At 46.6% G+C, this 26,497-nt stretch carries 27 protein-coding genes; 18 read left to right on the top strand and 9 right to left on the bottom strand.

Annotated features, from left to right (window positions below; genetic code table 11):
- Positions 1–107 precede the first annotated feature (107 nt).
- The 18 genes from H0G69_RS08570 (at position 108) to H0G69_RS08485 (ending at position 19,383) form a co-directional block, all read left to right on the top strand.
- Positions 108–932, top strand: coding sequence for an energy-coupling factor transporter ATPase (locus H0G69_RS08570; protein ID WP_180304713.1), 825 nt, complete (start codon positions 108–110; stop codon positions 930–932).
- Positions 911–1,786, top strand: coding sequence for an energy-coupling factor transporter ATPase (locus H0G69_RS08565; RefSeq protein WP_180304712.1), 876 nt, complete (start codon positions 911–913; stop codon positions 1,784–1,786). Before H0G69_RS08570 ends, H0G69_RS08565 begins: the two co-directional genes overlap by 22 nt.
- Complete coding sequence (locus tag H0G69_RS08560) at positions 1,779–2,600, top strand: energy-coupling factor transporter transmembrane component T family protein (RefSeq protein WP_180304711.1); 822 nt, start codon at positions 1,779–1,781, stop codon at positions 2,598–2,600. Before H0G69_RS08565 ends, H0G69_RS08560 begins: the two co-directional genes overlap by 8 nt.
- An 18-nt stretch (positions 2,601–2,618) precedes the next feature.
- Positions 2,619–3,413: a tRNA pseudouridine(38-40) synthase TruA gene (gene truA, locus H0G69_RS08555; protein ID WP_180304710.1), complete on the top strand. Its 795-nt coding sequence runs from the start codon at positions 2,619–2,621 to the stop codon at positions 3,411–3,413.
- 84 nt (positions 3,414–3,497) lie between these two features.
- A complete protein-coding gene (rplM, locus tag H0G69_RS08550; RefSeq protein ID WP_039946059.1) occupies positions 3,498–3,941 on the top strand; it encodes a 50S ribosomal protein L13 in 444 nt (147 codons plus the stop codon).
- A 13-nt stretch (positions 3,942–3,954) separates the two neighbouring features.
- Positions 3,955–4,350: a 30S ribosomal protein S9 gene (gene rpsI / locus H0G69_RS08545; RefSeq protein ID WP_006500590.1), complete on the top strand. Its 396-nt coding sequence runs from the start codon at positions 3,955–3,957 to the stop codon at positions 4,348–4,350.
- 214 nt (positions 4,351–4,564) lie between these two features.
- Positions 4,565–5,188: a glycoside hydrolase family 73 protein gene (locus tag H0G69_RS08540; RefSeq protein ID WP_180304709.1), complete on the top strand. Its 624-nt coding sequence runs from the start codon at positions 4,565–4,567 to the stop codon at positions 5,186–5,188.
- 18 nt (positions 5,189–5,206) lie between these two features.
- Positions 5,207–5,779 (top strand): xanthine phosphoribosyltransferase, encoded by a 573-nt coding sequence (locus H0G69_RS08535; RefSeq protein WP_033934636.1) that lies wholly within the window; start codon positions 5,207–5,209, stop codon positions 5,777–5,779.
- Positions 5,780–5,799: 20 nt separating this feature from the next.
- Positions 5,800–6,969, top strand: a complete 1,170-nt coding sequence (locus H0G69_RS08530) for an ATP-grasp domain-containing protein (protein WP_180304708.1) — start codon at positions 5,800–5,802, stop codon at positions 6,967–6,969.
- A 130-nt stretch (positions 6,970–7,099) separates the two neighbouring features.
- Entirely contained in the window at positions 7,100–9,340 is a 2,241-nt protein-coding gene (gene pcrA, locus H0G69_RS08525) for a DNA helicase PcrA (RefSeq protein ID WP_180305439.1), read from the top strand.
- Positions 9,341–9,354: 14 nt separating this feature from the next.
- Entirely contained in the window at positions 9,355–11,400 is a 2,046-nt protein-coding gene (gene ligA / locus H0G69_RS08520; RefSeq protein WP_006500585.1) for an NAD-dependent DNA ligase LigA, read from the top strand.
- A 49-nt stretch (positions 11,401–11,449) separates the two neighbouring features.
- Positions 11,450–12,529 (top strand): CamS family sex pheromone protein, encoded by a 1,080-nt coding sequence (locus H0G69_RS08515; RefSeq protein WP_052133594.1) that lies wholly within the window; start codon positions 11,450–11,452, stop codon positions 12,527–12,529.
- Positions 12,530–12,643: 114 nt separating this feature from the next.
- Positions 12,644–12,958: an Asp-tRNA(Asn)/Glu-tRNA(Gln) amidotransferase subunit GatC gene (gene gatC, locus H0G69_RS08510; RefSeq protein WP_006500583.1), complete on the top strand. Its 315-nt coding sequence runs from the start codon at positions 12,644–12,646 to the stop codon at positions 12,956–12,958.
- Positions 12,958–14,430 (top strand): Asp-tRNA(Asn)/Glu-tRNA(Gln) amidotransferase subunit GatA, encoded by a 1,473-nt coding sequence (gene gatA / locus H0G69_RS08505; protein ID WP_128512834.1) that lies wholly within the window; start codon positions 12,958–12,960, stop codon positions 14,428–14,430. Before gatC ends, gatA begins: the two co-directional genes overlap by 1 nt.
- Position 14,431: 1 nt before the next feature.
- The gene (gene gatB / locus H0G69_RS08500) at positions 14,432–15,856 is read left to right on the top strand and encodes an Asp-tRNA(Asn)/Glu-tRNA(Gln) amidotransferase subunit GatB (protein WP_056967646.1); all 1,425 of its coding nucleotides are present in this window, start codon (positions 14,432–14,434) and stop codon (positions 15,854–15,856) included.
- Positions 15,857–15,880: 24 nt separating this feature from the next.
- Positions 15,881–16,894, top strand: a complete 1,014-nt coding sequence (locus H0G69_RS08495) for a diacylglycerol kinase (RefSeq protein WP_180304707.1) — start codon at positions 15,881–15,883, stop codon at positions 16,892–16,894.
- 66 nt (positions 16,895–16,960) lie between these two features.
- On the top strand, positions 16,961–18,343 hold the full coding sequence (gene rlmD, locus H0G69_RS08490; protein WP_180304706.1) for a 23S rRNA (uracil(1939)-C(5))-methyltransferase RlmD: 1,383 nt from the start codon (positions 16,961–16,963) through the stop codon (positions 18,341–18,343).
- A 182-nt stretch (positions 18,344–18,525) separates the two neighbouring features.
- Positions 18,526–19,383: a restriction endonuclease gene (locus H0G69_RS08485; RefSeq protein ID WP_100184016.1), complete on the top strand. Its 858-nt coding sequence runs from the start codon at positions 18,526–18,528 to the stop codon at positions 19,381–19,383.
- Positions 19,384–19,432: 49 nt separating this feature from the next.
- Here the strand turns inward: H0G69_RS08485 and H0G69_RS08480 are convergent, their stop codons facing one another.
- The 9 genes from H0G69_RS08480 to H0G69_RS08440 form a co-directional block, all read right to left on the bottom strand.
- Complete coding sequence (locus H0G69_RS08480) at positions 19,433–21,013, bottom strand: recombinase family protein (protein ID WP_180304705.1); 1,581 nt, start codon at positions 21,011–21,013, stop codon at positions 19,433–19,435.
- The gene (locus H0G69_RS08475; protein ID WP_180304704.1) at positions 21,014–21,427 is read right to left on the bottom strand and encodes a serine integrase family protein; all 414 of its coding nucleotides are present in this window, start codon (positions 21,425–21,427) and stop codon (positions 21,014–21,016) included.
- 5 nt (positions 21,428–21,432) lie between these two features.
- Positions 21,433–22,950: a recombinase family protein gene (locus H0G69_RS08470; RefSeq protein WP_180304703.1), complete on the bottom strand. Its 1,518-nt coding sequence runs from the start codon at positions 22,948–22,950 to the stop codon at positions 21,433–21,435.
- Positions 22,951–23,012: 62 nt separating this feature from the next.
- Positions 23,013–23,180 carry an SHOCT domain-containing protein gene (locus H0G69_RS08465; protein WP_180304702.1) on the bottom strand — a complete coding sequence of 56 codons (168 nt, stop codon included), beginning with the start codon at positions 23,178–23,180 and terminating at the stop codon, positions 23,013–23,015.
- A gap of 100 nt (positions 23,181–23,280) precedes the next feature.
- Positions 23,281–24,183 carry a GH25 family lysozyme gene (locus H0G69_RS08460; RefSeq protein WP_180304701.1) on the bottom strand — a complete coding sequence of 301 codons (903 nt, stop codon included), beginning with the start codon at positions 24,181–24,183 and terminating at the stop codon, positions 23,281–23,283.
- A 5-nt stretch (positions 24,184–24,188) separates the two neighbouring features.
- Positions 24,189–24,596 carry a phage holin family protein gene (locus tag H0G69_RS08455; RefSeq protein ID WP_180304700.1) on the bottom strand — a complete coding sequence of 136 codons (408 nt, stop codon included), beginning with the start codon at positions 24,594–24,596 and terminating at the stop codon, positions 24,189–24,191.
- Positions 24,597–24,600: 4 nt separating this feature from the next.
- Positions 24,601–24,990, bottom strand: a complete 390-nt coding sequence (locus H0G69_RS08450) for a phage head closure protein (RefSeq protein ID WP_180304699.1) — start codon at positions 24,988–24,990, stop codon at positions 24,601–24,603.
- Positions 24,990–25,286 (bottom strand): head-tail connector protein, encoded by a 297-nt coding sequence (locus H0G69_RS08445; protein WP_180304698.1) that lies wholly within the window; start codon positions 25,284–25,286, stop codon positions 24,990–24,992. Before H0G69_RS08445 ends, H0G69_RS08450 begins: the two co-directional genes overlap by 1 nt.
- A 10-nt stretch (positions 25,287–25,296) precedes the next feature.
- Positions 25,297–26,487 (bottom strand): phage major capsid protein, encoded by a 1,191-nt coding sequence (locus H0G69_RS08440; RefSeq protein ID WP_180304697.1) that lies wholly within the window; start codon positions 26,485–26,487, stop codon positions 25,297–25,299.
- Positions 26,488–26,497: the final 10 nt, after the last annotated feature.

Genomic DNA, 26,497 nt, shown 5'->3' with positions numbered 1-26,497 from the left:
TATGTCTTCGTGCACCCCAGTTGTAAGCGATTTTTTTGTATATTTTTAAATCAGCTGCTTCACTGTTAAAATAAGATAATGAGTTCAAAAAGAAATGGGTGACGTGATTGATTGATATTCAACACCTTTCGTTTAAATATCCGGATCGCACACAGGCGGCGTTAAATGATGTAACCTTACAGCTGCCCATGAAAAAATGGACGGCAGTGATCGGACATAACGGCAGCGGCAAAAGTACTCTGGCACGACTGATTGATGGGCTTTTAATACCAAGCAGCGGTACGATTAAGATTGATGAGCTGTTGGTAGATGAAAAAAATCTTCAGCAGCTGCGACAGCAAATTGGTTTGGTGTTTCAAAATCCTGACAATCAGTTTGTTGGGACTACGGTTGCCGATGATGTTGCATTTGGTCTTGAGAACCATCAGATACCACATGACCAGATGCAGGCTCGCATTGATGAATCTCTAAAGGCCGTTGGAATGCAGGACTTTGCTGACAGTGAGCCAGCAATGCTTTCTGGTGGGCAAAAGCAGCGGGTTGCTTTGGCTGGGATTTTAGCAATCGGTCCACGAGTCATCATTTTAGATGAAGCTACCAGCATGCTGGATCCAAAAGGGCGGCATGACTTGTTGAAACTGTTGAAAAAATTGATTGCTGAGCGTGATATGACTGTAATTTCAATTACGCATGACCCAGTGGAGCTTTCTCTTAGCGATTACGCAGTGGTCTTGGATCATGGCAAGGTCGCAATGCAGGGCGAAACAGCGACTTTACTGCAAGATCCGGCTAAACTGGCTGATCTGCATCTGGCATTGCCGTTTGCTCAACAACTGCAGCTGCTGTTGAAAAAACGGGGGATCAATGTGCCAGCACAATATTTAGATTCAGAACGGATGGTGGAGTGGCTATGTCAGCAATTGAATTCTTAAACGTTGATTATATCTACCAAGCTGATACGCCAATGGCTGCCTGGGCAATCAAGGATTTTTCCTTAAAGCTTGAAACTGGCAGTTTTACGGCAATTGTCGGGCATACTGGCAGCGGCAAGTCAACGCTGATGGCCATGCTGGATGGATTATTGGTGCCAACGCATGGCCAGCTGCGCGTAGGCGAGGTCGTAATTGACAATCAGGCTGACAAGAAGGCGTTGGCAAGACTGCGGCGAGGGGTCGGCTATGTGTTTCAGTTTCCCGAAAGCCAACTGTTTGCTGAAACGGTTTTAAAAGACGTTATGTTTGGTCCGCTGAATCTGGGTGTTTCACCTGCTCAAGCTAAAGAACAGGCACTGACAGCTTTAGAAGCTTTAAAACTGCCTAGTGACATCAATGAACGATCACCGTTTGAACTTTCGGGCGGGCAAATGCGGCGAGTGGCAATTGCTGGTGTTTTGGCCATGCATCCAAGCGTCTTGATCTTGGATGAGCCGACTGCAGGGTTAGATCCTCAAGCCAGTACCGACTTGCTAGATCTGGTTGATGAGCTTCATCAAAAAGGCACGACCATTTTGATGATTACACACCAGATGGAACAGGCAGCTCGTTTTGCCGATCATGTTTTGGTAATGAACCATGGGCAAAAAGCTGCTTTTATGACGCCACATGAACTGTTCAGTAATGCAGCTCTGCTTAATGAAGCTGGCATCATGCCACCAGCCAGCGTTGCGTTTGCTCAACAGCTGCAAAGTCATGGTCTGCGCTTAGCGGATAGCGTACCGCTGACGATTGAAAAACTGGCGGATCAATTAACGATTAGACTTAAGCAAGGGGGACGAGCAAATGGGTAATGCCAAGGTAATACTGGGCGCGTACGTACCTGGAAGCTCGTGGCTGCATCATCTTGATCCGCGCGTTAAGCTTTTCAGCTGTTTTTGGTACGTGGTGATTGTCTTTTTGGCAAGCAACTGGCTGGGATATCTGTGGCTGTTTATCGTGCTGGGGGCCTTGATTGCATTGAGCAGACTGCCGTTGAAGCTTTATTGGCGCGGAATTAAGCCGTTATTTTGGATCATTTTGTTTACAGTGGCAATTCAACTGCTGTTCAGCAGCGGTGGGCACGTTTATTGGCAGTGGGGCTGGTTGGCAATTACCAGTGGCGGTTTTTATCAGTCGGCAATTATTTTGGCGCGGTTTATTCTGATCATCACCATCTCAACCGTTTTGACCGCCACTACGCCAACGCTTCAATTAGCGTCGGCCATGGAAGCATTTATGAAGCCGTTGCGTTATCTGCACGTGCCAGTTAATCAGATTGCCGTCATGCTGATGATCGTTTTGCGCTTTATCCCAACCATCATGGATGAAACAACCAAAGTGATGAATGCTCAGAAATCAAGAGGCGTTAACTTTGACGAAGGCAGTTTGATTGAGCGTGCCAGACGACTGGAGCCGCTTTTGATTCCATTGTTTGTCGGCTCATTTAAACGAGCTGAGGAGCTGGCAACTGCAATGGAGGCCCGGGGCTATGATCCAGATGCGCCACGGACCAAATATCGGGTGCTGCATTGGCATCGAAATGACACGTTGGCGATGATTGGCCTGACATTAGCCACCGTTATTCTCCTGGCGACGCGGCTGATGTCAACAGGAATGCTATTTTAATTTGAAAGGAATTATCAAGTGTATCGCTACAAAATAACTTTTGCTTACGATGGAACCAATTTTTCCGGTTTTCAGATTCAGCCTAATAAACGTACGGTTGAGCAGACCTTGAAAAATGCCGTCAACAAGATTGCCAAGAATCCAGAGCCACCATTGTCCGTAATTGGTTCCGGTCGTACGGATGCGGGGGTACATGCGCTCAATCAAGTGGCGCATTTTGATTGCCCATACAAGCTGGGGAATGATTCAATGCGTAAAGCCTTAAACAGTCTTTTGCCGCTGGATATCATTGTTAAAAAAGCAGAATTGGTCAGCCCGGACTTTCACGCTCGCTTTAATGCCCATTCAAAGCATTATCGCTATCGAGTTGATCAGAGTGATTTCGTTAATCCGTTTAAACGCAACTATACGGCTCATTTCAAATATCCGGTCGACGTGGCTAAAATGCAAAAAGCTGCACAAGACCTGGTTGGTGAGCATGATTTTACCAGTTTCGTGGCATCAGGAAGTCAGGCTCTAAGCAATGTCAGAACGATCTATCAGGTAGATGTGCATCGTGATGAGGCCAATAATGAGATCGTCTTTGACTTTGTTGGGAATGGCTTCTTATATAATCAGGTTCGCATTATGGTGGCCTTTTTATTAGAGATCGGCAGCAATCAACGACCGGTCGATGACGTTATCAGGGTTTTGGCTGCTAAGGATCGCAATCAGGCCCGCATGACAGCGCCAGCCAGCGGCCTTTATCTGGTCAGCGTTGATTATGGTGATCAGAATAACAAAACCATTGACGAATCGGAATCTATCAAGTAAAATAACGAATGGTATTTCTTTTCCATCTAATTACTCGGTACACAATTATTTGTAAAAGAAAGACAAAAATTGGAGGACTTAATCGTGAGAACGACATACATGGCAAAACCTGGTGAAGTTGACCGCAAATGGTACATTGTCGACGCCAAGGGTATCTCCCTGGGTCGTCTGGCATCCGTTGTTGCTTCCATTCTGAAGGGCAAGAACAAGCCAACCTACACCCCACACGTTGACACTGGTGACAATGTCATCGTTATCAACGCTGCCGAAGTTAAGTTGACTGGTAAGAAGGCTGCTGACAAGATCTACTACCGTCACTCTGACTACCCTGGTGGTCTGAAGCAAAAGACGGCGGGCGAACGTCGCGCCAACGAACCAGAAAAGCTGGTGGAAGATTCCATCAAGGGCATGCTGCCACACACCCCTCTTGGTCGCAAGATGGGTATGAAGCTGCATGTTTATGCTGGTGAAGATCACAAGCACGCTGCTCAACAACCAGAAGTGCTTGACATCACGAACTTAATCTAAGGAGGGAACGGAATTGGCTCAACAAGTTCAATACAGTGGTACTGGTCGCCGCAAGGATGCTACCGCACGGGTTCGTCTGGTACCAGGTTCTGGTAACATTACGATGAACGGCAAGGCAATCGAAGAATACATTCCGTTTGCCAACCTGCGTGCTATCGTCAACCAACCATTTGCTGCAACGAAGACGGAAGGTCAATACGACGTTCTGGTCAACGTTCGCGGTGGTGGCTTCTCTGGTCAAGCCGGCGCAGTTCGTCACGGGATTGCTCGTGCCCTGCTGAGCGTCGACCCAGATTTCCGGGATGCTCTGAAGAAGGCCGGTCTGTTGACTCGTGACCCTCGGATGAAGGAACGGAAGAAGCCAGGTCTGAAGAAGGCTCGTAAGGCTTCACAATTCTCCAAGCGTTAATATTTTTTACCGGAAACGGCTTAATATCAACACTTCAGAGATTTGGAATGGTCACAAATCATTTGCGATCAAAAAAATCAAGCATCAGCATCCAGCTGGTGCTTTTTTTTATATTTTTGCAAATTTAGCATTTCACAGTTTTTTAAATGATTTTAGTCTGGTAAAATGCAAAATAGAACTTTAAATTACGTTAAACAAACAGGGGGAATTATTTGTGGCAAAGAAACGCCGCTCAAAAATGCGGCACTCAAAAAAGCTGTTTCAACATCGCTGGCTGATTGGTATTTTAACGGTCATTGTGCTCTTTTTGGGTGCCTACGTTGGTCATCATTTCTATCAACGCTACCAGCAGCAGCAGATTATCGAACGTCAACAAAATGCCAAGCGTCTGTTTATCAAGCAGGTTGCTCCTGAAGCTCAGGCAATGCAGAAAAAATACAACGTTCCAGCTTCAATTACCATTGCCCAGGCAATCCTGGAATCCGACTGGGGCAGCAGCAAGTTGGCGGCTAAATACCACAACCTGTTTGGCATCAAAGGAACCGGCGAAAACTCCCAGGTTCTGACGACCAAAGAATACGTAAATGGTAAATGGATCACGACTAAGGGCCGTTTTAAGGTTTATTCCAGCTGGAGCGAGTCAATCAAGGATCACACCAAGCTGATGATTAATGGGACGGACTACAACAGTCAAAATTATCAAGCCGTTACCCAAGCTTCCGACTACAAAGAAGCTGCTAAGGCGCTGCAAGAGGCCCATTATGCAACCGATCCGGATTACGCCCAAAAATTAATTTCAGTAATTCAGACCTATAAGTTGTACAATTATGATAAATAAGCCGTTAAGGAGGACTCCATGAAAGAACTGCAGGAAAAAATTAAAGAGTATGGTACGGTTTTACCTGGCAATGTTTTAAAAGTTGATGCCTTTTTGAATCATCAGGTTGACCCAGTCCTAATGAAACATATGGGTGAAGAATTTGCCAAGCTTTATAAGGACGCGGGCGTTACCAAGATTTGGACGGTTGAGTCTTCTGGAATTGCACCGGCCGTAATGACTGGGCTGGCAATGAATGTTCCGGTGATTTTTGCCCGTAAGCATAAAAGTCTGACTTTAAAAGATGATCTGTATACGGCCAGCGTTTATTCATACACTAAGGAAACGACCAATCAGATCTCAATCTCCAAAAAATACGTCAGCCCAACTGACAAGGTTTTGCTGATTGACGACTTTTTGGCAAATGGTCAGGCACTGGAAGGAATGCTCCAGATTGCTCAAGCAGCAGGCGTTGAAGTTGCTGGTGCTGGCATCGTAATTGAAAAGACGTTCCAAAAAGGCGGTCAGGAACTGCGGAAACAGGGACTGCGCATCGAATCATTGGCTAAGGTCAGCTCATTAGCCAATGGCAAAGCTGAATTTGAAGACTAACTGCTAATGGGGGTGGGCTAATGAGCAGTACAAATGCATTATATCCAGGAGCGACGCTGGGCATTATCGGCTTGGACCGCAACGGCAGCACCCTGATTACTGCTGCTAAGCGGGCTGGCTTTAACGTTGGCGTTTATGTCGATCATGCACAGCCCAGTTTAACCAAACAGGCAGATTTTACGATCAGTGGGGCCTACAATAACCAGGAAAAACTGACGATGTTTGCCCAGACGTGTGATGCTATTATCTATGCCAACGACTTGATCGACTCCAGCGTCTTGCGCTATCTAAGCCGTGATGCCTATCTGCCACAAGGAGTCAGCGCGTTGGAAATTGTCCAGGACCGTTTGATGGAGCGGGCATTTTTAGACCAGATCAACGTCAATGTAGCGCCATACGTTACGGTAATCAGCTTGGATGACGTCTATCAGTCCATCGACTCAATCGGCTATCCAGCAATCTTAAAACCAATTCAAAGAGGGATTGGCGAACAGTCGATGAGAATCGTTAAACAGTCTGATATTACCCGTGCAGCTGATTTTATCAATGCGGGAACCTATCTTTTGGAATCCTGGATTGATCACACTGCTGAATATACGATGCTGGCAGCTACCGATGGCGAAAACGTTCAGGTATTTCCTGCGATTGAACTGATGCTGAATACCGATGAGGAGCTGTTGGGAGTCAAGACGCCGGCTAATCTGAGCGCGGATATTTCCCAGGAAATGGAGCGGATCGTAACCAGTGTAGCTGAAAACCTGCAGTATCGTGGCGTCTTTCGTGTCGACTTCTACGTAACGGCAACCGGTAACCTGTATGTTCATGGAATTGAGCCGGGGCTGTCGACTTATGGCAGTGTTTTTGACTATGCCACTAATGTTTCGCAAACTGAGCAGCTTTTGCGGGCAATTGCCGGAATGCCGCTTTTTGAGGTTCAGACGCTGCAGCCGACCGTGATGATGCTGGCACGGGTAGCACAACGCGCAGCCTTGCAGCGGCAATGGCTGTTAAAAGACAATTGGCACTATCGTTTCTTTACCGAAGTGCGGGAGGATCCGCAAGCAGTAGCTGGATTCGTCTGGGCAGTCGGTAAGTCCAGCCTGGAAGAACTACAGCATCAAATCGAGGATACCGAGGTTTGGAATGAAAAAGCATCAACTGATTCCAACCCGGCTCCTGATCAGCAATAACTTTTATGCGAGCAGCGCTGAGCAATCGTTGCTCGTTTTTTAATGAGCCGCGGGAATTTGCTATAATAAAGTCTACGATAATTTTAAGAGAGGATGGAAATACGGCGTGACAAGTCAATTACTGCAAGGAATGAATGATAAGCAGGCAGAAGCCGTTTTAACTACGGAAGGACCGCTTTTGGTCATGGCTGGTGCCGGTTCAGGTAAAACCCGAGTTCTGACGCATCGAGTAGCCTACTTAATTGAAGAGCAGGGGGTCAACCCTTGGAATATCCTGGCAATTACTTTTACCAACAAGGCTGCTCGTGAAATGCAGGAGCGGGTGGGCAAGCTGTTAGGTGAAAGCGCTCGTGATATCTGGGTTTCGACTTTTCATGCGCTGTGTGTGCGAATTCTGCGGCGCGACATTGATAAGCTGGGCTATAACCGTGCCTTTACGATTGCCGATACCAGCGAGCAGCGAACCTTGATGAAGCGGATCTGCAGTGAGCTGAACGTTGATACTAAAAAATATGATCCACGGGCAATTCTGAGTGCAATCTCCAACGCCAAAAACGCAATGCAGACGGCAACAGACTATGCAGCGCTTAACAGTCATGCCAATAATCCGCTCAATCAAATCGTGGCCAAGGCTTACGTGCTTTATCAAAAGGAACTGGAAGACAGTCAGGCGCTGGATTTTGATGATTTGATCATGAAAACTATTGAGCTGTTTGAAAAGGATCCAGAAACGCTGGAATATTATCAAAATAAGTTCCACTATATTCACGTTGACGAGTATCAAGACACCAATGACGCACAGTATCAACTGGTTACGCTGCTGGCGGCTAAATACAAGAATCTGTGCGTAGTCGGGGATGCGGACCAGTCAATCTACGGCTGGCGGGGTGCCAACATGAACAACATTCTGAATTTTGAACGCGATTATCCAGAAGCACATACAGTCATGTTGGAGCAAAACTACCGCTCAACCCAGACGATTCTAAAAGCAGCCAACGAAGTGATTGCCAACAACCTGGTTCGTAAGGAAAAGAATCTGTGGACAGAAAACGGTACTGGCGACAAGATTTCTTATTATCGGGCCCAAAATGAACATGATGAGTCCCAGTTTGTCGTCAGCAAGATTCAAGCCGAGATTAAAGAGCACGGCTACCACTATAACGATTTTGCCGTTTTATACCGGACCAACGCCCAGTCACGGATGATCGAAGAAACGTTTATGAAGTCAACCGTACCATATACCATGGTTGGTGGCCATAAGTTCTATGATCGTAAAGAAATTCGTGACATTCTGGCTTATCTGACCTTGATTGTCAACCCTCGCGATGCCATGAGCTTTGAGCGGGTCGTCAATACGCCTAAACGTGGGATTGGCCCAGGCAGTATCGACAAATTGCGGCAGTTTGCCAATGAAAATGGCTGGTCGCTATTAGAAGCCGCCCAAAACGTCACGCTGGCCAATGCGATCAGCGCGCGGATTCGAGCTAAAATAGAAGACTTTGGCCGTTTGATGGCTGATCTGACCAAAGAGGCCGATTATCTGACCATTACTGAACTGACCGATGAGATTTTGACCAAGAGCGGCTATCTGCAGATGCTGAAAGCCGAAAATGATCTGCAGGCGCAAACCCGGCAGGAAAACCTGGAAGAATTCAAATCGGTAACTCAAGAATATGATCAAAAGCATGCCGAAGATGAAGGCGATAATCGACAAAAGCTTATGAACTTCCTGTCTGATCTGGCACTGGTTTCTGATCAGGATGACGTTGATGAAGCAGCGCCTAAGGTAACCTTGATGACCTTGCACGCTGCTAAGGGTCTGGAATTTCCGGTGATCTTTTTGGTTGGAATGGAAGAAGGCATTTTCCCGCTCTATCGTTCCTTGAGCAATGAAAAGGAATTGGAAGAAGAACGTCGGCTGGCATATGTCGGCATTACGCGGGCCAAACGCAAGCTGTATCTGACCAATGCCTACTCACGGATGCTCTATGGTCGCGTGCAGCGCAACCAGCCTTCGCAGTTCGTCGAAGAAATCAATGATGATCTGATCAAATTTGAAAACGCGGACGGCTCGGGCAAGGCTAAGAGTATGAACACGCCGTTTGCCAAGGCAGCTGCTCAGGCAACAACCTTTACGGCTCAGCGGCGTGCACATGGCCTAAAGCACTCAGCTAAGCAGGAAAGTACGGGAACCGGGGCTGATAAGCAGGCCTGGAAAGTCGGCGACAAGGTTCAGCATAAGAAATGGGGACAAGGCATGGTCGTTTCCGTTAATGGCTCAGGCAACGACATGGAATTGGATATTGCCTTTCCAAACGAGGGCGTTAAACGCTTGCTAGCTCAGTTTGCGCCAATTACCAAGGTTAATTAAAAGCGAGGTCTGCAATGACAGAACAAAAATCAGTCAATGACTTGACGCTCAAAGAAGCCACGGCAGAAATCGGTCCGTTGAAAGCCCAGCTGCTGCAGTGGGGCAAGGAATATTATGAACAGGATGCGCCTACCGTTGAGGACTATGTTTATGACCGTAATTATCAGCGGCTGGTTGACATTGAGAATCGTTTCCCTGAACTGATCACGCCTGATTCGCCAACGCAAAAAGTCGGGGGTGCGGCGGAAACCGTCTTGACCAAAGTCGAACATGCCATTCCAATGCTTTCGATGGGGGATGTCTTTTCCGTCGCCGAATTAATGGACTTTAATGCTCGCCAGCAGGATAACCCTAATTTTACCGGGACGACAGAATATAATCTGGAACTGAAGATTGACGGCCTTTCTTTGTCACTGGTTTATGAAAATGGTCGTCTCGTGCAGGGTTCAACACGGGGTAACGGGATGATTGGCGAGGACGTCACCGAAAACGTCAAAACCATCAAATCGATTCCGCAAAAGCTTGCCGAGCCCTTGTCACTGGAATTTCGTGGTGAGTGCTTCATGCCCAAAGCCGCGTTTGCTAAATTAAACGAGGAACGCGAAGCCAATGGACTGCCAACGTTTGCCAACCCAAGAAACGCAGCGGCTGGCAGTCTGCGGCAGCTGGATGCCAAAGTTACCGCCAAACGAGAACTAGATACTTTCATGTACTACATTCCCGAATATGAAAAACTGGGCGTCAAGACTCAGGCCCAGGCTTTGGATAAGATGCGGCAATTAGGATTTCACGTCAATGAATTCAATCGTGTCGTGCATAATGAAGCAGAAATCAAGGCCTATATCGATGAGTACACGGCCAAGCGCGATGATCTGCCATATGGAATTGACGGGATTGTCGAAAAAGTCAACGATCTCGCCGTTGAAGAGGCACTGGGCGCGACGGTTAAAGTACCGCGCTGGGAGATTGCCTATAAGTTCCCACCTGAAGAGCAGGCTACCGTAGTCAGAGATATTGAGTGGACGGTTGGTCGAACGGGCAACGTCACGCCGACTGCAGTGATGGATCCGGTTCAGCTGGCTGGGACGACGGTTAGCCGGGCTTCTCTGCATAATCCCGACTATCTAAAAGACAAGGACATTCGCCTGGGTGATACGGTTCTATTGCATAAGGCCGGTGATATCATTCCTGAGATCTCACGTGTTATCTTAAATAAGCGTCCGGTTGACAGTCAGCCATATGAGATTCCAACGCTTTGTCCGGTCTGTCAATCCAAACTGGTTCACCTGGATGATGAGGTAGCGCTGCGTTGCATCAATCCAATGTGTCCGGCACAGGTAAAAGAAGGTCTGGTTCATTTTGCTTCACGCAATGCCATGAACATCGACCATCTGGGACCAAGAGTAATTGAGCAGCTCTGGGATCGTCATTTGGTTCATGATGTTGCCGATCTGTATCGTTTAACCTATGACCAATTATTAACATTAGATAAATTTGGACCCAAATCGGCTAATAACCTATTGACATCGATTGCCAACAGTCGCAATAATTCTGTTGAGCGTCTATTGTTTGGCTTGGGCATTCGTCATGTCGGTGCCAAGGCGGCTCGCATCTTAGCCCAGCATTTTGGCTCTCTGGCAGCAATAATAGCAGCCGATGAGGAATCGATTGCCGAGATCAACACGATTGGGCCAACGATTGCCGACAGTCTGAAAAACTATTTTGCCAACGAGCAGGTGCAGGAATTGATTCAAGAGCTGCAGGCGGCCGGGGTCAATCTGGAATACCATGGACCAGCGCCGATCGCTCAAGACAGCGCGGCGGCCAAAGAATGGCAGGGCAAGCGCGTGGTCTTGACGGGCAAGCTCAATGAAATGACGCGCGATCAAGCAAAGCAATGGTTGGAAGAACGCGGTGCCAGCGTAACCGGCAGCGTGTCGAAAAAAACAGATTTGGTCATCGCTGGAGAAAAGGCTGGCTCCAAGCTTACCAAGGCCCAGGATCTGGGAGTCGAGGTCTGGAATGAGAGCCGATTTGCTCAAGCGATGAAGGAGGATTAACGTGAAACTACAGAAGCTAAAAAAGCTGACGCTGACGGTAGTCGTGTTGATGAGCACGGTACTTTTGGCCTCATGCAGCATTGGAAAGAAAACCTCTTCGTCATCCAGCAAGCTTACGACGACGGGGACTGCCAGTGGTCAGTATCAAGGCGTCATTCAAAATGGCCATTACAAGGTCAGCAAGGCGCGTGGTGTCAATATCAACCAAAATGACAACAGCTACAACCTAAAGAGTTTTGAAACCGGCTTGACGGAAGTTTCCAAAAAGGTCTTTTCGACTAAGAGCTATATTTTCCAAGAAGGCCAGTATCTGAGTACGGATACGATTGAAAACTGGCTGGGACGCAAAACCAAGAGCAATCCAACCGGTTTAAACGCCGCCCAGGGTAAAAAGAGCGATCCGAACCCAGAATACGTTCAGCAGATTGAAGAACAAGACTTCATGCAGCAAAACGGCAATTCGCTGACCTTAAAGGGGATTACCATTGGGATTGGGATCAACTCGGTCTACTACTACCAAAAGACGACGGACGGTCCTACCTACCAAAAGAAACTTTCGGATGCTGAAATTCAAAAGCAGGGTAAGATTGCTGCTCAAAAGATCTTAACGCGGCTGCGCAAAAAGTCCGCGCTTAAAAACGTGCCGATCGTTATTGCATTGTACAAGCAGGCGCCAAATGACAGCCTGGTGGGGGGCAGCTTCTTTGCCTATAGCAAGAACAACGGCAATACCATCAAGAGCTGGAAGAAATTGAACTACTCAACCAAGGTGCTGCCAAAAGCCAGTGACGCTACTTCAACCAACAGCGACAATGAGACTGACAACACGAGCTTCTCCAACTTCAAGAGTCAGATTCAAAGCTTCTTCCCGAACCTTAGCGGCGTGACGGCTCAGGCCCAATATCAGAATGGCACGCTTTCGGGGATGCATATTACGGTTACGACGCAGTTCTACAGCCAGTCTGAAGTGCAGAGCTTTACGCAATATATTGCACGCGCGGCCAAGAAGTATCTGCCAAACGGAATTCCAATCGATATCAAGATTCAATCGTCTTCCGAAATGCAGGCGGTCGTCTACCGTGATTCTGGTTCAAATACTTTCCGAACCCACGTCTTCAGCTCATATTAATAAAATTTAAACGTCATCGCGCTTGCGGTGGCGTTTTTGCTAAAAACAGCGGGCTTTGTGTGATAAAATAGATGAACGTATGCAATACCTAACTTAAGGAAAAGAGGAGAAAGAATGGCTAGTCAGATCGATCAGCAGCAGGTTAAGCACGTTGCCGAATTGGCCAAACTAGAATTCAATGATGCCGAGCTTGCTAAGTTCACCCCACAACTGGGCAGCATCATCGATATGTTTGAAGAACTGCAGGCGCAGAATACTGATGGCGTAGAACCAATGTATTCGCCAACGGATCGCGTCAACGTTATGCGTGAAGACGTTGCAGTCAAGAGCAACGAGCGAGAAGCCCTGCTTAAAAATGCTCCCGACACGGAAGGCGGCTTGATTAAGGTGCCAGCAATCATGGATGATGAAAGTGAGGACGGCGAATAATGAAGTTCAATGAAACCGACTTGACTCAGCTGCATGAAGACCTGCAGACCAAAAAAATCAGCGCCAAGGAACTGACCAAGGCAGCCTTTGACCGGATCAAGGAAACTGATGATGACGTCAAGGCCTTTATCACGCTGAATGAAGATGAAGCTTTAAAGCGTGCCGAAGCAATCGACAATGAAGGAATCGCGGCGGACAAGCTGCTGGCTGGGGTGCCACTGGCAGTCAAGGACAACATCGTAACCAAGGGCTTAAAGACGACAGCGGCCTCCAAGATGCTGGAAAACTTTACGCCAATCTATGATGCCACGGTAATTGAAAAGCTGAATGCCCAAGACTTCATTAATGTTGGTAAGACCAACCTGGATGAGTTTGCCATGGGTGGCTCAACGGAAAACTCGGCCTTCTTTACGACCCACAACCCTTGGGATCTGACGCGGGTTCCTGGTGGTTCTTCAGGTGGTTCGGCGGCTGCCGTTGCGGCGGGTGATGTCATTGGTGCTTTGGGGACTGATACGGGTGGCTCAATTCGAATGCCATCATCATATAATAACGTGGTCGGCTTGAAGCCAACTTATGGTCGGGTCTCACGCTGGGGGGCAATTGCATTTGGCTCCAGCTTTGACCAGATTGGCTGGATCACCAACAGCGTTAAGAACAACGCGCTGCTGACGGAAATCATCAGTGGACAAGACGATCACGATATGACTTCTTCAGATCGTCAAGTGCCAAACTGGGCTGCCAGCCTGAACGAAAACACGAATGTTAAGGGGCTTAGAATTGCCGTGCCAAAAGAATATCTGGACGAAGGAATTCAGCCAGGCGTGCGTGCGGTAATCAATAACGCCTTAAAGCACTTTGAAGAACTGGGTGCCATCATTGATACGGATGTTTCGATGCCGCATACCAAATACGGCGTGCCAGCCTACTACATCCTGGCCTCATCAGAAGCTTCATCCAACCTGCAGCGTTATGACGGAATTCGCTATGGTTTCCGAGCTCCAGATGCCAAAACGCTGGAAGAAGTCTACGTCAAGTCACGGACGCAGGGCTTTGGTGATGAAGTCAAGCGTCGGATCATGCTGGGGACGTTCTCGCTTTCCGCTGGTTTCTACGATGCCTACTTCAACAAGGCTGCTAAGATTCGGACGCTGATTGCGCAAGACTTTGCCAACGTTTTGAAGGACCATGATCTGATCATGGGACCAACCGGCGCTAACCCAGCCTTTGAGATTGGTTCTGAGATTGCTGATCCAAAGACGATGTACATGAACGATATTCTGACCGTTCCCGTTAACATGGCTGGGCTGCCGGCAATGTCTCTGCCAGCCGGTTTTGACAATGGTCTGCCAGTTGGTCTGCACATTATCGGCAAGGCCTTTGATGAACAAACGATCTACAATGCCGGTTATGTCTTTGAACAGACGACCGACTTCCACAAACAAATGCCAAAGTTAGGGGGTCAAGACTAAGATGAACTTTGAAACGACCATTGGGCTTGAAGTCCACGTGGAATTGAAGACCCACTCTAAAATCTACAGTCCAACGCCAGTAGAATTTGGTGACGAGCCCAACGCCAACACCAACGTTATCGACTGGGCCTACCCAGGTACGCTGCCAACGTTGAACAAAGGCGTCGTGCGGGATGGGATTATGGCTGGTCTGGCACTGCACGCTCAAATCTCAAAGCACATGCACTTTGACCGGAAGAACTACTTCTATCCTGACAACCCTAAGGCCTACCAGGTAACCCAATCCGAAACGCCAATCGCACATGATGGCTGGATTGAAATTGAGGTTAATGGCAAGAAGAAAAAAATCGGGATCAAGGAAATGCACATTGAAGAAGATGCCGGCAAGAACACCCACACGAGCAACTACTCTTACGTGGACTTGAACCGGCAGGGCACGCCTTTGATCGAAATCGTCTCCAAGCCAGACATTGCCTCGCCAGAAGAAGCGGTGGCCTACTTGGAAGCTTTGCGGCAGCGGATTCAGTTTACTGGGATCTCTGACGTTAAGATGGAAGAAGGTTCGATGCGGGTCGACACCAACATCTCGATTCGTCCAATCGGCTCCGACAAGTATGGTACCAAGACGGAAATGAAGAACATCAACAGTTTCAATTTCGTCAAGAAGGCGCTGAACTTTGAACAGCAGCGGCATGAAAAGGTCATCATGGCTGGTGGCACGATTGCCCAGGAAACGCGGCGCTTTGATGAGGCAACCGGCGAAACGATCTCAATGCGGACCAAGGAAGGAAGCGACGACTATCGTTACTTCCCAGAACCTGATATTCCACCTCTGGAAGTCAGCGATGAATGGATCCAAGAAATTGAAGATGCCATGCCAGAAATGCCTGGTGAACGGCGCGCTCGCTACACCAACGATCTGGGCTTGAGCGAATACGACGCCATGGTATTAACGCAGACCAAGGAAATGTCTGACTTCTTTGAGGCTACGATTGCCTTGGGAGCTGATCCAAAGAAAGCTGCCAACTATCTGATGAACGACGTCAACAGCTACTTAAACGACAAGCAGGTTGATCTGCAGGATACCAAGCTGACGCCGGCCAACCTGGCAGGGATGATCAAGCTGATCGATGACGGCACGATTTCTTCTAAGATGGCCAAGAAAGTCTTTAAAGGAATTCTGGATGGTCAAGAACCAGCTGCCTACGCGGAAAAGAATGGTCTGGTACAGCTTTCCGACCCAGCCAAGCTGCAGCCAATCGTTGATGAAGTCTTGGCCAACAACCAACAGTCGATTGAAGATTACAAGAATGGTAAGGATCGGGCTGTCGGCTTCTTAGTTGGTCAGATTATGAAGCAGACGCGCGGTAAGGCTAACCCAGGCGTGGTCAACAAGCTTTTGATGAAGGCCTTGAACGAAAAGTAAACTGATTTGATGGCGGAGGAAACTATGCGAAAACGAGCACGAATTATCTATAACCCGACGTCGGGGCGTGAAGCCATGCGCAACGACCTGGTTGACATTTTAGCGGTCTATGAACAGGCTGGCTATGAAACCAGTGCGTTTGCCACGACGCCGGCGCCTAATTCGGCTAAGAACGAAGCAACGCGCGCGGCTAAGGAAGGCTTTGACCTGATCGTAGCTGCAGGCGGCGATGGGACGTTAAGCGAGGTCGTCAACGGAATTGCCGGACTTGAGCATCGTCCTGCCCTGGCGATTATTCCGGCGGGGACGACCAACGACTATGCGCGTGCCCTGCGGATTCCGCGTGATGATCCGATCGCTGCGGCCAAGCTGATCTTGCGCAAAAACAAAAAGTTCAAGATCGATATTGGTCAAGCTGGCGACAACTACTTTATGAACATCGCGGCTGGGGGGACCTTGACGGAACTGACCTATGAGGTGCCTTCACAGATGAAGTCGCTGTTTGGCTATTTGGCATATCTGGCTAAAGGAGCTGAACTGCTGCCAAGAATTAAGCCGGTTGAAATGGATATCAAGTACGATGGTCAAGAATACCGTGGCCAGGTCTCCACGATTCTGATCGCGCTGACCAATTCCGTCGGCGGCTTTGAACAGATCGTACCGGACGCCGCGCTTGATGATGGCAAGTTCACGATGATCATTGTCAAGGAGAGCAGTCTGATCGGCATGATGCGCTTGATGGCCAAGGCACTGCAAGGTAAGCATATTGGCGATCCTGGCATTATTTACGCCAAGGCCAGCGAGATCGACATAACGCCCGTCAATTCAGAAGATCGCGTGATGATCAATCTGGATGGCGAGTATGGTGGCGACGCGCCGATGCATTTCCGCAACCTCAAGCAGCACTTGGAAGTAGTTGCCAACCTTGATGAGATTCCGGATGATGCAATTACCGTGTCACCGGATATGAAGCGCGTGGAAGATGACTTTGTACGTGAAGTCGACAATATTCACGATGATGAAGCATCTCAAAAATAATTGAAACCAAACAGGGGCTGCGGGCAATCTTGTCAGCAGTCCCTGTGTTTGCTAAAGGAGAAAAACATGGCAAAAATCACTGTACCGGTTCATAAAGGCGAGGTCTTGACGGCAACGGTAGCTGATCTGACCTATGAAGGCAATGGCGTCGTCAAGGTTGATAATTATCCGGTTTTCGTGCCGTACGTCTTGCCCGGCGAACAGGCCGAAATCAAGATTACCAAAGTGACGGCTAAATTTGCCTGGGGAGAGCTGCAGCGGCTGTTGACCAAAAGTCCGGACCGCGTTGAGATCAATGATGCCCGTTATTTGAAAACCGGCATCGCTCCCTTGGGAATTCTCAGCTATCCGGCGCAGCTGAAATTTAAGCAGCATCAGATTGAAGAACTGCTCAAAAAGGCTCACTTGGATGAATTGAAGGTGGCGCCAACAATGGGGATGGACCAGCCATATCACTACCGCAACAAGGCGCAGGTACCGGTCAAGTATATGCGGGGCCAGCTGCAGACCGGGTTTTATAAGCGGGGCAGCCATGATCTGGTACCGATTGAGGATTTCTATATTCAAGATCCGAAAATCGATCAGGCGATTCTGGTCGTCCGTGATCTGCTGCGGAAATACAACATTCGTGCCTATGATGAAAGAACTGGCCGCGGCTGCATTCGAACGGTCATGGTCCGGCGCGGCTACTACAGTCATGAGATCATGGTGGTGCTGGTTACCAATACCAAACAGCTGCCGCATGCCGAAGAAATCGCAGCCGGGATCGTCAGCGGGGTGCCAGAGGTCAAGAGCATCGTGCAAAATGTTAACACCAAGCGGACGAACAAGCTCTTAGGATTGGAGAATCATACGCTTTGGGGCAGCGATACGATTCATGACCAGCTCCTGGGCATTGACTTTACGATTTCGCCGCTGTCGTTTTACCAAGTTAATCCGCAACAGACCGAAAAGCTTTATCAAATGGCAATTGAAGCAGCTGGACTGGATGGTACGCAGACTGTGATTGACGCCTATTGTGGCATTGGCACTATTTCTTTGGCGGTGGCCAAGCATGCCAAAAAGGTCTACGGAGTTGAAATCGTTCCAGCCGCGATTGAAGATGCCAAGCAAAATGCCAAGGCCAACCAGATCGATAATGCCGAATTTGTAGTGGGTAAGGCCGAAGAACAGATGGCGAAATGGCAAAAAGAAGGCTTGAAGCCCGATGTCTTGATCGTTGACCCACCACGTAAAGGTCTTGACGAATCCTTGATCGATGCTGCCGGCAAGATGGCGCCAGCTAAGATTATCTATGTCAGCTGCAATCCAGCCACTTTGGTCCGCGATCTGCAGCGTTTTGCCTCTGTCGGCTATCATGTCGTCAAGCCAATCCAGCCAGTTGATCAGTTCCCTCAGACCCCGCATGTTGAGTCCGTAACCGTCCTAGAACGCACACAAAACGATTAAAATTTGCTGAAGGGTTGGCTGGCCCGCTGGCCTCGGATTGCGCTATCCTTTGACCGGTGCGGGATAGGGGAATAGTGTTCAAACGAGGATAGTGAGTGATTTCTAATAAATTGAGTGGACGAAATCCAAAACTATGACAGTTAAAAAGTTAGAGTGCAACTTTTAGGCAGGGGTAATTGGGAATGGCCATAAACAGAATGGAAAAATTTGAAAACCTGATTATGATTGAAGTGCTAAAAGCGATGCAGGCACTTGGCGGTCGGGTAACGCGCAAGGAAGTTAAACGTGAGATTCGCGACCACTCAGAAGCAATTTCAGAGGAGCAGGTCGATAAAGTCAAAAAATCAAAGAAAACAGGCGCCACATACCGTCCGTTTGATTATCGTTTTAACTTTGCGGTTAAACACTTGATTGATGCCGATTTCATTGACACAGAAGATAACCGCAATCTCGAATTATCAGAAAAGGGGCGGACGGTTAAGCTTGAAGATTTTGATCCGATCCGTGACGTGCGGGCAGTGCTATCCGAAAACTCAGCCGATGACTCTGACGTAGAGGAAGAGACTGAGACTGAAGAAGAACCCTGGAAAGCTGAATTATTAGCGGCCTTAGCCAAGATGTCACCACAGAAGTTTGAAATGTTTAGTCGTGGCTTGCTGCTTCACATGGGCGTTGATCTTGACGACAATATCGGTGTCCGTTATGTAGGTGACGGTGGATTAGATGGCTTTGGTTACATCACTTCAGATGACTTTCGGACAACCCGGGTAGCCTTGCAAGCCAAGCGTTGGGATGGTAAAGTTTCAGCGCCAGAAATTGACAAGTTCCGTGGGGCAATGGATAAGTATAATGCCGAATACGGGATCTTCATCACAACTTCCGACTTTACCCGTGAAGCCATGAAAACCGCTAAAGCAGGTACGCGGATAATTACGCTTATCAATGGGGACAAGATTTGTGACTTAGTGGCTAAGTACCATTACTATGTAGAGCCCGTGACAACTTACAAGCTGAAGAGCTTTTTCACGGACAACGAATAAAACCCTGATAATAGCTAAGCTATTACCAGGGCATTGTGTTAGAATTTATTTACAGGTTAATTTTTATTGAATCGCCATTTTGGAATTCTACTTCGCAGTAGGTTTCCTGAATGGTGATTTTTTTGATTAGTTGCCGGACAAGGTGTTCATCGAATTCATTGAGTTGCTTACTATTGGTATCAATAAAATTTTGTAGGTTAACATTTTTCTGAACGACTTCATTTTGCCGGTCAAGGGTTAATTGAAGTTCATCGCGTTGTTGCTGAACCTTGTTGAACTCACCCGCAATTTTGTCATAGTCCTTGGAGTGGGGTGTTTGGTTGATTAAAAGAATTTGTAGGCGGTCCAGTTCACGGTCTAATTTGGTTGCTTGTTCTTCATTTAATTGGCTAATCGCATGACGGATATTATTTTGAAGCTTGGCCCGGAAGGCTTTGTTAGGTTCAATAATTTTATTAAAGGCTTTTAGGCAAACTTCTTTTAATTGTCGTTCAGAGATAGCGCGTCCATGGCAAGTCACAAGATCATGGTCATGGCCAGTCATACAAAGCCATTTTACAACTTGCCCATGCTCATCAGAGTAGTTGTAGGCAACACGGTGATAAATATCTCCACAGCGGCCGCAGAATACTTTTAGGGAAAAGCAGGTGCGGTTATTGTAGTGCCTCGTTTTACCACAGGGAACCTTGATTCCTGCCCGACGGCGTTTTCTTTCTTCTTGCACCCGGCGGAAGAGCTCTTTAGGAATGATTGCCTCATGGTCATCTTTGATGTAGTACTGGGGCATAATCCCTTGGTTGCGAATCCGCTTTTTGGTTAAAAAGTCGATAGTGTATGACTTCTGTAAAAGAGCATCGCCGATATACTTTTCATTTTTGAGAATTGAAGCGATGTTGGAATCGCCCCATTTAGTATTGCCGGCGCCATTGGGGATGCCATCATCAGTTAGACGCCGCGCAATTTGTTTGCAAGAATAGCCTTCCAAATATTCGTAGTAGATGCGTTTCACTATTTTGGCCTGTTCGGGGTCAACAATTAGATGGCCGTCCTCATCTTTGGTGTAGCCAAGGAACCAATTATGGTTAACCATGACTTTTCCTTGTTGGTAGCGATATTGCAGGCCAAGCTTAACGTTTTGTGATAAAGATTGGCTTTCTTGCTGGGCTAGGGAAGCCATAATTGTTAAAAGAACTTCACCCTTGGCGTCAGTGGTTTTGATGTTTTCTTTTTCAAAGTAGACGGCGATATTCTTTTCTTTTAGTTGCCGGATGTAGTGGAGACAATCGAGAGTATTCCGGGCAAAACGGCTAATTGACTTGGTAATGATAAGGTCAATTTTACCGGCCATGCAGTCTTCAATCATTTGGTTGAATTGTTCCCGCTTTTTAGTGTTAGTCCCAGAAATCCCATCATCGGCATAAACCTTGACTAGATCCCAACCGTCATGGTTTAGGATGTAGTTGGTGTAGTGGCTAACTTGGGTTTGGTAACTAGAGTTTTGTTCTTCGTATTCGGTACTTACCCGGCAATAGGCAGCTACCCTTAATTTGGGTATATCTTCTTCGAAGGGAAACGGCTTGCTCCCGATATGGCGGCGGGCCGGAATGATTTTCATTTTTTTGTTGGGCATTTAAGATTCCTCACTTTCGATTAGCTGGTACAAGTATTCGGCTTGTTTAGCGGGAATATTGTACCGGTGATGTGATCGGTTCATTTTGAACTTAGTTTGGGGATAAAACTTCACTTGCTGTGTTGGTAAGTTTGTACGTCCTAAGTTTAGAGCTCGTTGATGAAGTTCAGCTTGGACGCGGTTAAAAATTTCCGGTGTTATCAACAGCGGATAGTACTTATCCCCAAGGTAGGTTTGATTGATTAGGATCCGTTTGATGGCACCGTGGAATTTAAAACCATTTTTTAAGGCAACATCCGTCAGGGAGTCACCATTCAGATAGTCCCTAAAAATACTTTGAACGCGGGGGCCATTAACTGGGTCAATTTCAATCGTGCCATCTTTGATGTGGTAGCCAAAAGTAACGGTACTCATTGGCTTCAAATCCTTTCTGGTAGATTTAATCCACAGAACATGTGGAAAACTAGGTGTGAATCATCTTCAATCGTGACTTTTTCCACAGTTTCTTTAAATAATTGTGGATTAAACTTAGTCTGAACTGGGTGGTTATCTACGTAATTTAGGAGTTCACGGGTGGCAATAATCAGACCGTCATTTTTACCAATTGTAGAACGGAGTTTACTCAGCTCTTGCCGATATTGATTGGACTGGTCGATTAGTTTGGTCGTCTTGGTCATCATTTCTTTGGGCTCGATCAAGTCTTGAGATAGCATCGTCATCAAGGTATCACGCTTTTCAGTATTGCTTAAAATAGCTGATTCCAATTCTTTAATCCGCTTATACTTCCGGTTTGCTGGCTGGTTTCGCAGTGCTTGAAGATAAGGCTGTAAAAGTTTTGTTCTACTGAAGATAAGCTTATTTATCATGGTCACAAAGGCGACTTCAATTTGGCGTTCATCAACCGGCTTAACTGGGCAAGACTTCTTGTCCTTGATATGAATTTGGCAAGACCAAGTTATTCGCTTAGCCTTCTTTTGGCGCTTAAATGCACCACCGCACTGGCAGTTAAGTTTACCGGATAAAAGATAATTTTGTCGGTACTTTTTGCTGCGGGATTTTGTATTACGTTGCTTAGCTCTTTGTATCAGTAAAGCCTGGGTTCGTTCAAATTCATCAAGGCTAATAATAGGTTCATGGTGGTCTTGATACCAGGTCATGGTCTCTTCATCGTAGTTGATGTGCCGGTTGAAAGCATCGTCGGTATAAGTCTTTTGCAAGCGCAGGTTGCCGGTATAAGACTCATTACGAAGCATAGTTCGAATTGTGCTATCGCTCCATTTACCAACGGATGGTGCCGGAACGGTCAAGTTTTTAGCGATTGTTAGGCTACTTTGACCATTTAAAAAGTCGACAAAGATTTTTCTAACTACTTTGGCTTGGTCCGGGATAATTTCAAAGTTTCGGTCATAGCCATAGGGAGGGGTCGAAACCTTAAAATAGCCATTGGCCATCCGAGTTTGAATTGACCAGCGGTTGTTAGCGGCAATTGATTTTGATTCACTTTCCGCCATGCTACTAAGGACGGTTAAGATAAATTCATCGTCCATATTGCTGGTGTTCAGATTTTCCCGTTCAAAGATAATGGGGATATTGAGGTCCTTTAGCTGACGGACAATATCCAAACAATCGGCAGCATTGCGAGCAAGTCGGCTAATTGACTTAGTAATAACTAGATCAATTTGGTGGGCGGCACAGTCCCTTAACAGGTGAAGCAACTCTGGCCGTTTATTCTTCTTAGTTCCGGAAATACCTTCATCGTAGTAGATTCCTGCAAGTTCCCAGCCGGGGTGGTTGCTAATGTAATGTTGATAGTGTTCACGTTGGGCTTTAAGACTTTTTAACTGCTCGTCGGAACCGGTCGAAACCCGGCAATAAGCAGCAACCCGTTTTAGCTCTCGGCTGGGAATGAAATTTTGCATGATTTTTGTAGTTTCCATTGTTTTTTTCCTCCTTTCATCAGTCATGCATGTTAGCTCTGAGTTTTAGACACATCAACGAATTAAGGCAGTAATGAACCCAGTAATGGCGGGAAAGTTTGCCGATTTTCTTGTTCGATTCGTTGGGCAATTTCAGATGTGATTAGTCCTTTTTCTAATAGTTCTTTGGTGATTTCCTGTGACTTTTGAAAAAGTAGTTCATTTTGAATTTGTTGGTTAGTAAGGGTCATAGTTTTACCTCCTCACTGTTAGGACAGTTAGAGGCAAAAAATACATTGGTTTTGACAAAAAAATAAGGTCCACAGGCAAATGAGCCCATGGACCTTATATTTATAGCAGTTGATTGACGCGTCTTTGAACCGCAGTTGGATCGTAGCCAGCCGCACGCAATTTTTGACTACGTTGGGGGTCGTTGCCCCATTTGCCTTGAATTACTTCACGGGCTAAGGTGTCAATTGATTTTTGATTTAGCCTTTGATTAACGGATGCTTGAATAGAAGAATAGCTGTATCCAGCCGCAGAGAGACGGTTCTTACGATCGGTACCATTACCCCATTTACCAGCTAAAACTTCATCAACTATTTCATCCGTTGGTTTTAAGGTGGGAGTAGTACCGTAGCCATTTAGGCCCTTTTGCTTAATGATTGTCGGATAGTCGATGTAAGAGTAATCTAGATCAACGTTACCACTAATCCCGGCGATTGAACCATTAGAAGAGTATTGCCAAATCCCGTAGTTTCCGCTGTAGTTGAGGCGGGGATTATATTCGGCAATCCATAGAGCATAACGACTAGCAACATCAGGTGAGATATAGTTTTGCAACGGTGATCGTGAAATATAGAGCCCGGCATAGTAGCCATGGCTTTCAATCTCTGAGCAAAAAGCCCTAACTAACCCGGAACAAAAGGCAGACCCTCGCTTAAATTGGCTCTTTTCTTCAAGGTCAAAGTAAATCGGGTAATCAAATTGTTTTCCGGCAATGGTAGTTAAGCAGGTATCGGCTTCTAATTTTGCGTCGTTAGCGGAGTCCGCATATGAGTACCAATAGGCCCCAACCTTGAGACCTGCAGCTTTGGCCCGGCTGTAGTTTTGTTCAAAGTAGGGATCCTTTTGAGAAATCGAATGGCCATAGCCGGCATTAATAATCACGAAGTCAATCCCACTTGCTTTAACGGCATTAAAATCAATGTTTTTTTGCCAAAGTGAGATATCAATTCCTTTATAAATTCCCATTTTCATCAATCCTTTTTGTCCTTATTGTTTTGGAGTTGTTCTAAGACATCTTTGAGTTGTTTTGGGAAGGGGAGTCCTAAGCGGCCAGCATTTTCTAAAAGGGAAATCCCTTCGTTGGAGATGTAGAAACAGATAGTGGCAGTTCGCAGTGGGGTGCCATGCTTGAGCAAGTGCATATCGATGATATTTGCGAGGCCAACTAAAATGAAAATAAGGACTTTCCGATTTACGCCACGCAGGCCCACTTCACTGGAAAGTTTACGCTCACTAATCGCACATAGAATTCCCGTTGTATAATCGGCAATTACAAAGGTGAGAAGGGCATACAATAAGTCGTCCAACCCTCCGAGAAACCAGCCAATAAAGCCACCCAGGACTGCCCAATACATACTAATAATTTTTGTTTTGATCATACTGTCACTTCTTTTTTAAATCGTCTGGTGGAGTGGTCGAAGTTTCCATTGCTACCTTGCATTGGAGATAGCGGTGCCGGTACTTCACATCATCTATGAACTTGATATTGTACCAGTGACCGTTAAACCAAATTTCGGTTGATTCTTTAACACCTTCGATATAGCGGAAGGTCATGGAGACTTCTCTTTCAACTTTAACCATAGCAGCGGTGTAGTATTCTGTCCCGTGAAGGTTTGATACATAGGCCCAGACTTCTGCTAACAAAACAGTCTTAGTCATTGGTTGGTAGGTATTAGGATTACGTCCGTAAGTAACTTTGTTATAGAGTCGGATGCGGTCGCGCATCTCACCAATATTTACAAGTTTTGAATTATCTTCACCAGCTTTTTCCATCAAAAAGCCTCCTTCCGATAAGGTGTTAAGATTGCCCGCAAAAATTTGATCATGGCATCAAAATCGGCAGTTTCCCGGTATTCATATAGGTAAGCCACGGTGTATAAAATAGCGGTGTGAATATCATCGGGGACCGCATCGTAGTCACTAATTGGATGTCGCAGGATGTTTTCAATTGTGGAAACTGCTGCTGAAATGAAATGGTTAATTAGATCATCCTCGGTAGAGCCATCAACCCGGAGATAAGTTTTAACTTCGGTTAAGGTGGGTGTTTTGGTATTTGCTTCATTTTCCATTTACTCACTCCTACTTACCAGCGCCCATCTTCAAAGTTGTTAAGGCTTCTGGAAGAATGGTCTTGGCATCGACACGTTGGGAACCTAAAAAGCCGACTTGGCCATTTACGGCGTACAATTCGTTTAGTCGTTTGAAGGTCCGTCCTTGGCGATCAGCAATCCAATAGTAGGAAAAGTCACCAAATAGGACGGCTTTGTTCCCAGTGGTCAAGTTAGGCATATATTGGCTTGTGTAAACTGGACAATTCAGAATCATATCTGGTGCTCCGGCTTGGACAGAAGGTTGCCAGATATATTGATCGTTCTTGTCCTTTAACTTGCGAATGGCCTTAACTGTGTCATCGTTCATCAAGAAAGCGGCATTTTTGCGGTAAGGTTCTTTAAGTGAGTAGTAAAGGTCGATTAACTCATCAAAGGTAATTGCCGTTGCTGAAGCAGTAGTAATACCATCTTTGGCACCGTTAGTATCGTTAAGGACCCCAGTTGGGCGTCCTGTACCATTACCTGTGAGGAAGGCCTCTTCTTCGGCATCGCCCAAACGACGGGCAAACTCAGAAGAAATGTAGTTAGTTAAATCAAAAGCTGAGTCGTTCAGTAATTCTTCAGAAACTTTGATTAAAGTTCCCAGCTTGTGTGCACCAAGGGTTACTTGGCTGAAAGTAGCATTACTTTCGGTGTAGGCTGCTTCTTCATCTAACCAAGCAGCAGTTCCTTCACTAGCAACAACTGGAATCTTGTGGTCACCACTAGAAGTTTGGATAACGTGGGAAATAGAGCGGAGGACATTTTCTTGGTGGAGTTTTTGAACGAGTTGCTTTTCAAATTCATCAGGAACTAAGTAACCGCCGTCTGCATCTGAACCTTCTTTTAAAGCATTCATGACATTGGCGGAGACATTTCCTCGCATCATGTTCCAGAATGATTGGTTGTATTGGTCTTTAGTATTTGGTACTTTTCCAATAGTTGGGGTATTAACAATGGCGTTAGTGGTAGGTTGATTGAGTTCGTTGTCGATGGCTGCTTGCTTGGTAAGGCGATCGATTTCTTTACCAAGATCAACCACTTCTTTTTCCATTCGTTCGTATTGGGCATTATCTTCAGCTGACAAAATATCTGACTTAGCCTGCTTTTCATCCAGAAAGTCCTTTGCTTGTTTCCAAACTTTAGCCCGCTTTTCTTGTAATTCGATAATTTTGTTCATAGGTTTGTCC

It is taken from the genome of Limosilactobacillus mucosae (genome assembly GCF_013423865.1).
GTDB classification, from domain to species: Bacteria; Bacillota; Bacilli; order Lactobacillales; family Lactobacillaceae; genus Limosilactobacillus; species Limosilactobacillus mucosae.
The sequence above is the reverse complement of the archived record's forward strand: the minus strand, read 5'-3'. Positions and strand labels throughout refer to the sequence as shown.

Excerpts from the sequence above, each read along its gene's own strand:
- rlmD (WP_180304706.1), top strand. The coding sequence starts at position 16,961 with ATGGCAAAAATCACTGTACCGGTTCATAAAGGCGAGGTCTTGACGGCA.
- H0G69_RS08480 (WP_180304705.1), bottom strand. The coding sequence starts at position 21,013 with ATGCCCAACAAAAAAATGAAAATCATTCCGGCCCGCCGCCATATCGGG.
- H0G69_RS08465 (WP_180304702.1), bottom strand. The coding sequence starts at position 23,180 with ATGACCCTTACTAACCAACAAATTCAAAATGAACTACTTTTTCAAAAG.
- H0G69_RS08495 (WP_180304707.1), top strand. The coding sequence starts at position 15,881 with ATGCGAAAACGAGCACGAATTATCTATAACCCGACGTCGGGGCGTGAA.
- H0G69_RS08470 (WP_180304703.1), bottom strand. The coding sequence starts at position 22,950 with ATGGAAACTACAAAAATCATGCAAAATTTCATTCCCAGCCGAGAGCTA.
- H0G69_RS08445 (WP_180304698.1), bottom strand. The coding sequence starts at position 25,286 with ATGGAAAATGAAGCAAATACCAAAACACCCACCTTAACCGAAGTTAAA.
- H0G69_RS08475 (WP_180304704.1), bottom strand. The coding sequence starts at position 21,427 with ATGAGTACCGTTACTTTTGGCTACCACATCAAAGATGGCACGATTGAA.
- ligA (WP_006500585.1), top strand. The coding sequence starts at position 9,355 with ATGACAGAACAAAAATCAGTCAATGACTTGACGCTCAAAGAAGCCACG.
- H0G69_RS08440 (WP_180304697.1), bottom strand. The coding sequence starts at position 26,487 with ATGAACAAAATTATCGAATTACAAGAAAAGCGGGCTAAAGTTTGGAAA.
- H0G69_RS08450 (WP_180304699.1), bottom strand. The coding sequence starts at position 24,990 with ATGGAAAAAGCTGGTGAAGATAATTCAAAACTTGTAAATATTGGTGAG.
- pcrA (WP_180305439.1), top strand. The coding sequence starts at position 7,100 with ATGAATGATAAGCAGGCAGAAGCCGTTTTAACTACGGAAGGACCGCTT.
- gatC (WP_006500583.1), top strand. The coding sequence starts at position 12,644 with ATGGCTAGTCAGATCGATCAGCAGCAGGTTAAGCACGTTGCCGAATTG.
- gatB (WP_056967646.1), top strand. The coding sequence starts at position 14,432 with ATGAACTTTGAAACGACCATTGGGCTTGAAGTCCACGTGGAATTGAAG.
- H0G69_RS08530 (WP_180304708.1), top strand. The coding sequence starts at position 5,800 with ATGAGCAGTACAAATGCATTATATCCAGGAGCGACGCTGGGCATTATC.
- gatA (WP_128512834.1), top strand. The coding sequence starts at position 12,958 with ATGAAGTTCAATGAAACCGACTTGACTCAGCTGCATGAAGACCTGCAG.
- H0G69_RS08535 (WP_033934636.1), top strand. The coding sequence starts at position 5,207 with ATGAAAGAACTGCAGGAAAAAATTAAAGAGTATGGTACGGTTTTACCT.
- H0G69_RS08455 (WP_180304700.1), bottom strand. The coding sequence starts at position 24,596 with ATGATCAAAACAAAAATTATTAGTATGTATTGGGCAGTCCTGGGTGGC.
- H0G69_RS08460 (WP_180304701.1), bottom strand. The coding sequence starts at position 24,183 with ATGGGAATTTATAAAGGAATTGATATCTCACTTTGGCAAAAAAACATT.
- H0G69_RS08560 (WP_180304711.1), top strand. The coding sequence starts at position 1,779 with ATGGGTAATGCCAAGGTAATACTGGGCGCGTACGTACCTGGAAGCTCG.
- H0G69_RS08485 (WP_100184016.1), top strand. The coding sequence starts at position 18,526 with ATGGCCATAAACAGAATGGAAAAATTTGAAAACCTGATTATGATTGAA.
- H0G69_RS08515 (WP_052133594.1), top strand. The coding sequence starts at position 11,450 with ATGAGCACGGTACTTTTGGCCTCATGCAGCATTGGAAAGAAAACCTCT.
- H0G69_RS08565 (WP_180304712.1), top strand. The coding sequence starts at position 911 with ATGTCAGCAATTGAATTCTTAAACGTTGATTATATCTACCAAGCTGAT.